The following is a 9,872-nucleotide window of genomic DNA, read 5'->3' on the forward strand; positions in this document are numbered from 1 at the left end:
TAGCGCGTTTCCTGCGGCTGACCGGATGCGAGATAGGCCAGGGCCCAAGTGCCGTTCGCGGCACGGGCGAGACTCGCGAACCCCTGGATCCACGCCGGTCGAAACACGAACGGCGTCAGCGTCTGCGCACCGACGAACGCCGAGGCCGCGCCATCCCACCGTGCGACGGCGAGCCCCGACGAGCCCGGCCAGTACACGAGGGCCTGGTCCCCTTCGCGCACGACCGCCGGATCGATCTGCCAGTAGTTGGCGTCCCCCGAGGCGCCGAAGGGGAGGCGCGGTCCCCTCGTCCAGCCGGCCCCTCCGTCGGTGGTCCGGAGCTGGGCGATCCCGGTGCCCGCGACGCTCCCGTCGGACTCGGAGAAGACCAGGGCGATGGATCCGTCCGGAAGGACCGCGAGGTCGGGGAACGCCGCGTCCGGCTCGGCCGACGGGGTTGGCGTTCCCGGGACCAGCGCCGGATCGGAGAAGGTCCTCCCGCCGTCGGTGGAGCGCGAGGTGCGCACGACCGCGCCCAGGGGATAACCGGGCGCGAGGTCCGCCGACGCGACGACGACCGCTCCCGACGCCGGGTCGATCGCGACGTCCAGCCCGAGATTCGCGAAGCTCGTGTCGCCGGGGACGTCGTCGATCGATTCCACGGGGGCGGTCCACGTCGCGCCGCCGTCGGCGCTCGTCGAAACCACGACGCGGGGACTCGTGTAGGGAAGCCAGGCGATCGCGGCGCGTCCCTGCCCGTCGGCGTCGATCGCCACGAGCCGGAAGGAGGATTGGAAGCTCGAGCCCCCCGGGGTGTCGGAAGCGTTGAGCGTCACGGCGGGGGACCAGGTGCCCCCGCAATCGTCGGAATGAAGGGCCGCGAGGCGTCGCCCGCCGGCGGGATCGTCCACCCCCAGGGCCACGTGAAGGCGCCCCGTCCCCGCAAGGACGGCCGCGAACCCGTGCGCTCGCGTGGATCCCGGAGGCAGGGGAGCCACGACCTGGGCGCCGGGGGTGCCGTCGATCGCGACGGGGATCGCGACGAGCCGCTCCCCTCCGATTCCCAGCACGCAGCCGCCGTTCGCGTTCCCGAACGCCCGCTGCCACGCGAGCGCGGGAGGGAACGGATCGATCGGCGCCGTCAGATCCACCTCCCGCGAAGGCACCATCGGCGGCGGGACGAGGGCCTGGGACCGGACGTCCGAGAAGGCGACGAGGGCGAGCGAGGCGGCGGCGAGACGGAGTGCGGACATGCGATCCCCCCGGGGTCCACGATGTTCCGGGGTTGTACGACCATTTCCTCCCGCCGGCACGTGACGAGAATCACGGGGTGCGGCGGGACTCCCGCGCCTTGCGCCACCCCTCGATCCGCTTTTTCAGCTCCGCCTCGAGCCCGCGCTCGGCGGGGCGGTAGAAGACCCGTCCGCGCAGCCGCTCGGGGAGGCACTCCAGGGCGGTGACCGCGTCCTCGAAGTCGTGGGCGTACGCGTACCCCTCGCCGTACCCCTCGGCGCGCATCAGCCCCGTCGGTGCGTTGCGGATCGCCATCGGAACGGGGTCGGTCGCCCCCTCGTGGATCGCCTTCTGGACGTCCTTCCACGCGCGGTACAGGGCGTTCGACTTCGGCGCGAGGGCGCAATACACGGCGGCCTGCGCGAGGGCGAGGTCGGCCTCCGGGCGGCCGACGAAGTGGACCGACTCCTTCGCCGCGAGGGCGAGGGTCAGCGCGCGCGGGTCGGCGAGGCCGACGTCCTCGCTCGCGAAACGGACGATCCGGCGCGCGACGTAGAGCGCGTCCTCGCCGGACTCGAGCATGCGGGCGAGCCAGTAGATCGACGCGTCGGGATCGGAGTTGCGCATCGACTTGTGCAGGGCGCTGATGAGGTTGTAGTGCTCCTCGCCGGCGCGGTCGTAATAGAGGGTCGCGTTCTGGACCGCCTCCTCCACGTGTTTCGCGGTCACGCGGCGCACGCCGTCCTCCTCCTCGGGGGCGGTGTTCACCGCGAACTCGAGGACGTTCAGCGCGGCGCGGGCGTCCCCCTGCGACTGCAGGGCGATCGCGCGCAAGACGGCGGGGTCGATCTCGATCCGGCGCCCGCCCAGCCCCCGCTCGGGGTCCCCGAGCGCGCGCCCGAGCAGCGCCACGAGGTCGTCGTCGGTGAGCCGGTCGAAGCGGTAGACGCGCGAGCGGGACAGGAGCGCCGAGTTCACCTCGAACGAAGGGTTCTCGGTCGTCGCCCCGATCAGCACGATCGTGCCGTCCTCGACCCAGGGGAGGAAGGCGTCCTGCTGCGCCTTGTTGAAGCGGTGGATCTCGTCGATGAAGACGATCGTGCGGCGCCCCGTCGCGCGTTTCTCGGCGGCGGCGTGCTGCATGACCTCCTTCACCTCCTTGATCCCCGCGAGGACGGCGCTGAAGGGGACGAAGTGGGCGCGCGTGCGGTGGGCGATGATCCGCGCGAGGGTGGTCTTCCCGGAGCCCGGAGGGCCCCACAACACGATCGAACGCAGGTCGTCGCGCTCGATCGCGCGCCTCAGCGGGGTTCCGGGTCCGAGGACGCGCTCCTGGCCGACGAAGGCGTCGAGGTCGCCGGGACGCATGCGGTCGGCCAGGGGGGCTTCCGCTCCCGCAGGCGCCCCGAACGACGAAGGCCCGCCGGGGGGCGGGCCTTCGGAGGATCCGTCGAAGAGTCGGCGGCTCACTTCGCCGGCTGGCCGAAGCCGCTCGCTTCCTGCTCGTCGTCGGTGACGGCGTTCACGATCAGGGCGCCGCCGAGGATGATGCCCCCCGCGATGACCCACTTGACCCACGGGGCCTGCTTCGAGCCGGAGCCGGCGGCGGGAGCGGTGCCCCCTTCCTGCGACGCCGGGCGCAGCGCGACGGAGAGCGGGGGATTGTCGCCGGACTTGAGGGCGACGGCGTTCCCCGCGAGGTACGCCCCTTCGGCGGCCTCGACGACCACCTGATAGGTCCCCGACTGCGCGTCGCCGATGCGGAAGGCGCCGCGGGCGTCGGTCGGCTCGGAACGGTACGTCGCCTGCGTTGCGGGGTCGTACAGCGCGACGACGACGCCGGGGCGAGGAGACGCGCCCGGAGCGTCGGTCACACGACCCAGCAGGGTGGCGTCGGCGGCCCGGATCGCCGTGGGCGACGAGAACGCAACGACGGCGAGGGCGAGTGCGACCGCGAGGGCGCGGCCGAAGATCATCGAACGCATCGTGAGGCTCCTTCTTGTCCCGGGACGCGGACGTCGCATTGTCGCCGTGCGATCCCCGCAACGTCAACCCCCGGGATCGTCACGGTTGGGAGGCGCTCGCCGTCGAGCCACCCCCGGAGGCGATCGCCAGCAGCACCGCCGCGCCGATCCCGCCCAGCACCGCGAGCCCCTTCGGGGACTTCCAGAAGTCCTTCCCCCCGAGCTTCGGCCTGAGCTCCGCGATCCCGTCGGCCTGGCCCCCTCCCGGAAGCGGCTTGATCTCGCGGCCGGACCACCACGATTCGGTCCGTTCCCCTCGTCGCGCGAGGACGACCTGGAGCTCCTGGCGTCCCATCGGCGCGACGTTGAGGACCTGGTTTCCCACGAAGGCGGCACCCTCGAACTCGACGACGAGGTCCACGTAGCCGACCGGCACTCCCTCGGCGGAGAACCATCCCTTCGGGTTCGTCACCACGGTCACCGTCGGCGTTTCGGGAAGGAGCGGAACGAACTTCACCGTGGCCTGGGATGCCGCGGTCTCGCCGTCCGCACGGACGACGCGTCCCTCGATGCGGGAGCCGCCTCCCTTCGTCGAGGATTCCGCGTCCTGTTCCTTTTTCTTGCGCGCATCGACGGGGATCGACCCGGCGACGAGGGCGACCGCGACCACCAAAGCGATATGTCTCGACAACATTTTGTGGACCGGCTCCTCCTGATCCCGTAGTGTTCCGCCAGTCGCGAGCCCCGGTTCGCGGGGCACTCAGGAACGGCATAGATGACCGACGCACGATCCGACGACGCACCCGAGTATAGCCGCGCCGCTTCCTCCCGTCAGGCGGGGGGCGGAAGCTCCTCGACCGGCCGGCTCCGCGCCGCCTACTTCGCGTTCGCGGCCTTGTGGGGGTTCGTCGCCGGGGTCGGAGCACTCGCCGCCGGGTTCCACTTCGCCGGCCATCCCGTGAAGCTCGGCGGGGCCGTGGTCGGGGCCGCTATTCCCGGCGCGGTCTTCGCGGCGCTGGGCGGACTCGTTGCCGCGGGGGCCTACCGCGAGGCGAGGAACCGCCGCCGGCGTTAGTTTCCCAACTCCCGCCTCGCTTCGAGATTCTCCGGATCGACCTCCAGCACCGAGCGGTACGCGCGCCGCGCGTCCCCGGCGCGACCGTGCTCGCGCTCGAGGCGGGCGAGGGACAGGGCCAGTCGCAACCTCGTGGGGCGCGTCGCGTCGATCGCGGGGAGCGACCACCACGCCCGCGTCCACATCGCGCGCGCGGCCTCGACGTCCCCGGCGTCGAGGAGCGCGCGCGCGGCGATCTCGCGGACCGCGGGGTCGCCGGAGGAGGCCTCCTCGGCCGCGGCCGCCCGGGCGCGCGCGAGATCCCGATCGCCCCGGCGGGCGTCGATCTGGGCGCGCAACGCCAGCAGCGTCGCGTGCGCGGGGTCGGCGGGGAGGGGCAACGCATCGGGAACGAGCGCGTCGAGGTCGTCGTGGCGGCGGTCCCCCGCGGCGAAGAGCGCGGCGAGCGTGCGGGCCCGCACGTCCTCCGGCCAGCGGGCGACCGCCTCCTCGATGCGACGGTTCCCTTCGGCCCCACGCCCCGAGCGCCGGAGCTCGAGCCCCCAGGCGGTCCACGCCGCCGCGAGCTCGGGGACCGCGGCGTCCGGGGTCACGACGAACCCCTCGATCTCGAGGAGGACGACCGCCGCCGCGCGGGGATCGAACCCGAACATCGACCGCACGAGGGGGATCGCCGCGTCGGCGCGCCCCGCCCGCGCGAGGGTTCGCGCCGCCGCCGCGACCACCGGAACCGAAACGGGGGCGGACGCGGCGGCGCGCCCGGCATGGAACACGGCCGCGTCGCGTACCCCGGCGTCTTCTCCGGCGACGTCGAGGAGGGCGCCGGCGTAGGCCGCGCGGATCGCGCCGTCGAGCGGTCGCGCGCCGACCCTGCGCCGCAGCTCCACGAGGGCGGCCCGCGCCCCGGCATCGTCCGCGCCGCGCTCCAGGGCCGCGCGCGCGGCGGTCGCGGCGAGGTCGGGGGCGTCGGAGGGGGCGCGGGCCGTGTCGGCGCCGAGCGCGGTCGCGATCCCCGCGGCGAGCAGGGCGAGCCCCGCGCACGCGACCGCCGCCGCGCGCCCGGCGCGCGACGGGTCGTCGCGGACCACGTTGAAGTTCCGGCCGCCCCAGGGAAGCCCCGTGGTCGCGCCCGCGAGCAAGGCTCCCGCCGCGGCCGCCCCGGGAATGTGGAAGGGGAAGTCGACGAGGGCGTGCAGGGCGAAGGCCGCCGCGCCGGCGGCGCACCCCGTCGCGAGCGGTCCGTGGCGGGCGCGCAGCGCCGCCGCCGCGCGGGGAACCAACGCGACGAGAAGCCAGGCGAGCCCGGCGACCGCGACGAGCCCTCCTTCCGCCGCGAGCTGCACCGCGTCGTTGTGGGCGTGCGAGTAACGAGGGCGTACCTCGGGCGAGCGCGCCCCGGGGTAGGCCGCGGCAAACGTCCCGAGCCCGGTTCCCGCGACCGGATGCGCCGCCGCGAGGCGCAGCGCGTCGCGCCACACCGTCCCGCGTCCGCCGGCGGCGCCGAAGTCCTCGTCGGTCGCGGCGTACCGATCGGCGAGGCGTCCCGCTCCCACGTCCAGGAGCGGGAGCGCCGCGAGGGCGACGGCGCACACTCCGACCGCGATCCTCCATCGTCGCGACGCGATCCCCGCGCTCCCCGCGAGCGCCGTGCCCGCCGCCGCCGCGACGCCGAGCGCGATCCCCGCGCGCGAGAACGAAAGCAGCAGCCCCGCGAGGGCGAGGACGGCGAGGGTCAACGCGAGCGCCGCCCGCGCCGCCCGCGGGTCGGAGAAGAGGGGACGGCCGGGGCGGCGCTCCCGGAGCGCGCGGTGGAGCAGATCGAAGGCGAGGCCGCACCCCGCGGCGAGGCCGGCCGCGACGTACGCCGCGAAGTGGTTCCGGTTCACGAACGTCCCGGTCGCGCAGTCCAGGTAGTGGAGCTTGGGCTCCCCCCAGATCGTCCCCGAGCCGGAGGCGAGGACCGCGATCCCGTAAAGGGCCTGGAACGCGGCCCCCGCGAGAAGGCCCCACGCCGGCGCGGCGGCGCGCCCCGCGGTCGCAACCGCGGCGGCCGCGAGGAACAGCAGCGCCGTCGCGGCTCCGGTCCGGACGGCCGACGCCGTGGCGCCGCGGTCGACGGAGAGGCGGGCGGGGGCGTCGAGCGTCGCCGGGTCGACCCCGAGGAGCGCGGCCTCGGCGGGCGGGGCCTCCCCGGCCGAGGCCGGACCGAGCGGCACGAGCTGCACGAGCGGGAGCAGGAGCAGGATCGCGAGCCCCGCGAGCGCCGCCTTCGGCGGAGCGGGGGACTCGCGTCGCCAGAACGCCGCGACGGCGGCGCCGCCGAGGAGGAGGGCCGCGATCTCGAAGGCGAGCCGCCCGCCCGCCCCCACGGCGCCGAACGGGAGGGGTGCCGCGAAGGCGAACGCGGCCAGGCCCCACGCCAGCGCGCGGAGGGCCATCGGTCGCTACCCGGCGGAGCGCCGCTCGGACGGCGGGGATGCGGCGTCGTCGTCGGCCTCGCTCCGGCCGTAGTACCGGTAGTAGCGATACCCGTGCACGTGCTCGTCGACGTCGTTGAGGACGACGCCGAACGGCTTCACCCCCGCCTGCGCGAACCGCTCGACCGCCAGGCGCAGCGACTCGCGCGGCGTGCGGTGGGCGCGCGCGACCAGGACGACGCCGTCGGAGGCGTGGCCGAGGATGACCGGGTCGGCGACCGACAACACCGGCGGGGAGTCGAAGATCACGTGCTCCCACCCCGCGTCGACGAGGGCGTTCGCGAACCCCGCGAACCGCTCTCCGTTGAGCAGCTCGGAGGGGTTGGGCGGGATCGGGCCGCTCGGCACGATCCCGAGGTGCTCGATCGCCGTCTCGCGGACGAGCCCCTTCGGGTCGTCCTCGAGCCCCGAGAGGAAGGTGCTCATGCCGCGCGCGTTGTCGACGTCGAAGGCATGGTGCAGCCGGGGGCGCCTCAGGTCGGTGTCGACGAGGACCACCCGCCGCGAAAGCTGCGCGAGCACGATCGCGAGGTTGATCGCCGTCGCCGATTTCCCCTCCTCGGGAAGGGCGCTCGTGACCACGATCCGCCGGGGCGGACGCCCGGCGTTGGAGAGGAGGATCGCCGTGCGCAGCTCGCGGTAGGCCTCGGAGACCGGCGCGCGCCGGTCGCGGTGGACGACGAGGTCCACGGGACCCGGCGGGGCGACCGGCCCCGCGGCCGCGGTGCGCCGCATCGAGACGACCCGGGCGGAGGAGGGGTCGCCGTGCCGCGGGATCGTCGCGAGCACCGGGAGGTGCACGAGCCGGTCGACCTCCGCCGCCGAGGCGACGGTGTTGTCGAGGTAGTCGAGGAAAAACGCCGCGGCGATCCCCAGCGACGCCCCGAGCAGCAGGCCGACGAGGGTGTTGAGCAGGCGGTTCGGCCGGAACGGGGCGAGCGGGGCCCTCGCGCGGTCCACGATCTTGACGTTCGACGAGGTCGCGTCGAGCGACTGCAGCCGGGTCGAGAGGGCCATCTCGTTCTGGCGGGCGATCAGCGCGTTGAGGGTGTCGCGCTTTTTCCGGGCCTCGCCCTGGAGGTTCGTGAACTCCACCGCGTCGCGCTTGAGCTGCTGCGCGTCCCCTTCCTGGCGGGAGAGGAGCGCGTCGAGGTTCTCGACCTCCGCCCGGGCCCTCCGGTATTCCGCCTCGAGATTGAGGCGCACGCTGCGGGCGATCGCGGCGGTCTCGGAGGCCAGGCGCGCCTCGGTCTGCTCGAGTTTCCCGCGCAGGGTGACCATCCCGGGCCAGTCGTCCTTGAAGGTCTTCCCCTTCTGGGCGATCTCGGCCTCGAGGGAGGCCCGGTCCTGCCTGAGGCGGGCGATCAGGTCGGAGCGCAGCGTCTCCGGGAGCGCCTCGTCGGGGGTGGAGCGCACCGCCGTCCACGCCGCCTCCTTCTCCGCGAGGACCGCGCGCGCCTGCGTGCGGCGCTCGGCGACGTCGGCGAGGGCGCGCATCGTGATGTTGCTCGCGTCGTCCACCGAGACGATCCGTTTCGACTCGCCGTACGACTGCAGCTCCCGCTCGAGGACGTCGATCTCCTTCTTGAGCTGGCCGATCTGGTCGACGAGGAACTCGGAGGCCTGGTCGGAGGCGGTGTACCCCGATTCGAGGTTGAACGCGATGTACGCCTCGGCGGCGGCGTTGGCGACCGTCGCGGCGAGCGCGGGATCGTCGGAGACCCACGACACCTGGACGAGGTGGGAGTTCCGGACGGGAACGACCTCGAGCCTCGCCCGCACGCGCGCCGCCGCGATGTCGATCGGATCGCTCGCGACCTTCGGGCCGGTGGTGGGAAGAAGCGACCGCAGCCTCGCGAGAAGGCCCGGCGAGCCCTTCGGGCGGAAGTCGGGGTGGGCGGCGAGGCGCGCGCGCTCGACGGTCCGCCGCGACACCGCCTCGCTCGTGAGGATCTTGTATTGCGTCTGGTAGAAGTCGGAGTAGGCCGCGAAGGAGTAGTCGACCTTCGCGATGTCCTGGAAGGTCAGGATGTCCGGGCTCTGCCGCTCGATCTGGACCGTCGCCGTCGCGCGGTAGAGCGGCGTCACGAGGAACGAGCCGACGAGCGAGGCGAGGCCCACGACCGCGACGCCGAGGTAGACGATCCAGCGCCGGCGCCGCAGCACCGCCCAGTACTCGAGGAGGTGGCGCTGCCGGGCGGAGGGGTCCATCAGAAGTAGCTCTCCGGGACCAGCACGAGGTCGTCCCTCTGGAGGACCGGATCCTCGGCCTTCCCGCGCTTGACCTTCCGGAGATCCACCGGGATCGTCCGTCGGGTGCCGTCGGGGTTGGTGCGGATGACCTGGACGCGCTTTTCGGAGGCCCGGTCGGTCGTGCCTCCGGCGATCGTGACCGCCTTGAGGACCGTCACCGGCTCGTCGCGCGGGATCTCGTAGAGGTTGGGGTTCTTCACCGCGCCGTTCACGAAGATCCGGACCTTCTCGACGGCGGGAACGTAGATGATGTCCCCCGGGGAGACCGGGAGGTTGAGCGCGGGGTCGGCGTCGTAGACGAGCCGCTCGAGATCGACCGCGAGCCGCTGCGTCGAGCCGTCCTGGGCTTGGCGGAAGACGATGATCTCGCGGCCGAGATCCTTGTCGAGCCCGCCGGCCATCGAGATCATCTCGAGCAGCGTCTTCTCGCCGAGCATCTCGTAGGTGTCGGGCTTCTTGACCGCCCCGGAGACCGCGACCTTCCGCGACTCGTATTCCTTCACGAAGATCGTGACCTGGGGATCGCGGACGTATTTCGCCTCGAGCATTGTCGCGATCAGCTTCTCGAGGTCCCCCTTGGTCAACCCCGCGACCTCGAGGCGGCCCAGCAGCGGCAGGGTGATCGAGCCGTCGTCGGCGACGCGCACCGTCTGGTCGAGCTCCTTGAGGTCGAAGACCTTGAGCTCGAGCAGGTCCTGGCGGCCGATCCGGTAGTCGCTCCCGCCCTTGCGGACGAAGGTCGGCTCGACGCCCGCCGCGAGGGGGCGCGCCTCGAGCTTCAGGGGCTCCTGGGAGGGAGCGGGGTCGGAGGCGAGGGCGAGGAGGAGGAGGGCGATCAAGGTGAAGCTCCGTTGGAAACCCGCACAGTATACAAAGCGGACGCCCCGGGGG

8 protein-coding genes are annotated in these 9,872 nt (G+C 73.4%); 1 reads left to right on the forward strand and 7 read right to left on the reverse strand.

Going from position 1 to position 9,872, the window contains the following annotated elements; all coding sequences use genetic code 11:
* The 4 genes from VF139_06130 to VF139_06145 all read right to left on the reverse strand — a co-directional run.
* Positions 1–1,232, reverse strand: a 1,232-nt coding sequence (locus VF139_06130; GenBank protein ID HEX6850966.1) for a sialidase family protein, incomplete at its 3' end; no start/stop codon positions are given.
* A gap of 70 nt (positions 1,233–1,302) precedes the next feature.
* Positions 1,303–2,580 (reverse strand): replication-associated recombination protein A, encoded by a 1,278-nt coding sequence (locus tag VF139_06135; GenBank protein HEX6850967.1) that lies wholly within the window; start codon positions 2,578–2,580, stop codon positions 1,303–1,305.
* A 98-nt stretch (positions 2,581–2,678) separates the two neighbouring features.
* Positions 2,679–3,197, reverse strand: a complete 519-nt coding sequence (locus tag VF139_06140) for a carboxypeptidase-like regulatory domain-containing protein (protein ID HEX6850968.1) — start codon at positions 3,195–3,197, stop codon at positions 2,679–2,681.
* Positions 3,198–3,276: 79 nt separating this feature from the next.
* The gene (locus VF139_06145) at positions 3,277–3,870 is read right to left on the reverse strand and encodes a carboxypeptidase-like regulatory domain-containing protein (GenBank protein ID HEX6850969.1); all 594 of its coding nucleotides are present in this window, start codon (positions 3,868–3,870) and stop codon (positions 3,277–3,279) included.
* A gap of 81 nt (positions 3,871–3,951) precedes the next feature.
* Here VF139_06145 and VF139_06150 point away from each other — a divergent pair, with 81 nt between their 5' ends.
* Entirely contained in the window at positions 3,952–4,251 is a 300-nt protein-coding gene (locus VF139_06150) for a hypothetical protein (GenBank protein HEX6850970.1), read from the forward strand.
* Here VF139_06150 and VF139_06155 read toward each other — a convergent pair.
* Genes VF139_06155 through VF139_06165 form a run of 3 tightly spaced genes read right to left on the reverse strand, consistent with a single transcriptional unit; the run spans position 4,248 to position 9,820 of the window.
* On the reverse strand, positions 4,248–6,689 hold the full coding sequence (locus VF139_06155; protein ID HEX6850971.1) for an O-antigen ligase family protein: 2,442 nt from the start codon (positions 6,687–6,689) through the stop codon (positions 4,248–4,250). The two genes, VF139_06150 and VF139_06155, sit on opposite strands and share 4 nt — an antisense overlap.
* A gap of 6 nt (positions 6,690–6,695) precedes the next feature.
* Entirely contained in the window at positions 6,696–8,939 is a 2,244-nt protein-coding gene (locus VF139_06160) for a polysaccharide biosynthesis tyrosine autokinase (GenBank protein ID HEX6850972.1), read from the reverse strand.
* A complete protein-coding gene (locus tag VF139_06165; GenBank protein HEX6850973.1) occupies positions 8,939–9,820 on the reverse strand; it encodes a polysaccharide biosynthesis/export family protein in 882 nt (293 codons plus the stop codon). The genes VF139_06160 and VF139_06165 overlap by 1 nt, the downstream gene beginning before the upstream one ends.
* Positions 9,821–9,872 lie beyond the last annotated feature (52 nt).

The sequence above is a fragment of the Candidatus Polarisedimenticolaceae bacterium genome (assembly GCA_036376135.1).
Classification (GTDB): Bacteria; Acidobacteriota; Polarisedimenticolia; order Polarisedimenticolales; family DASRJG01; genus DASVAW01.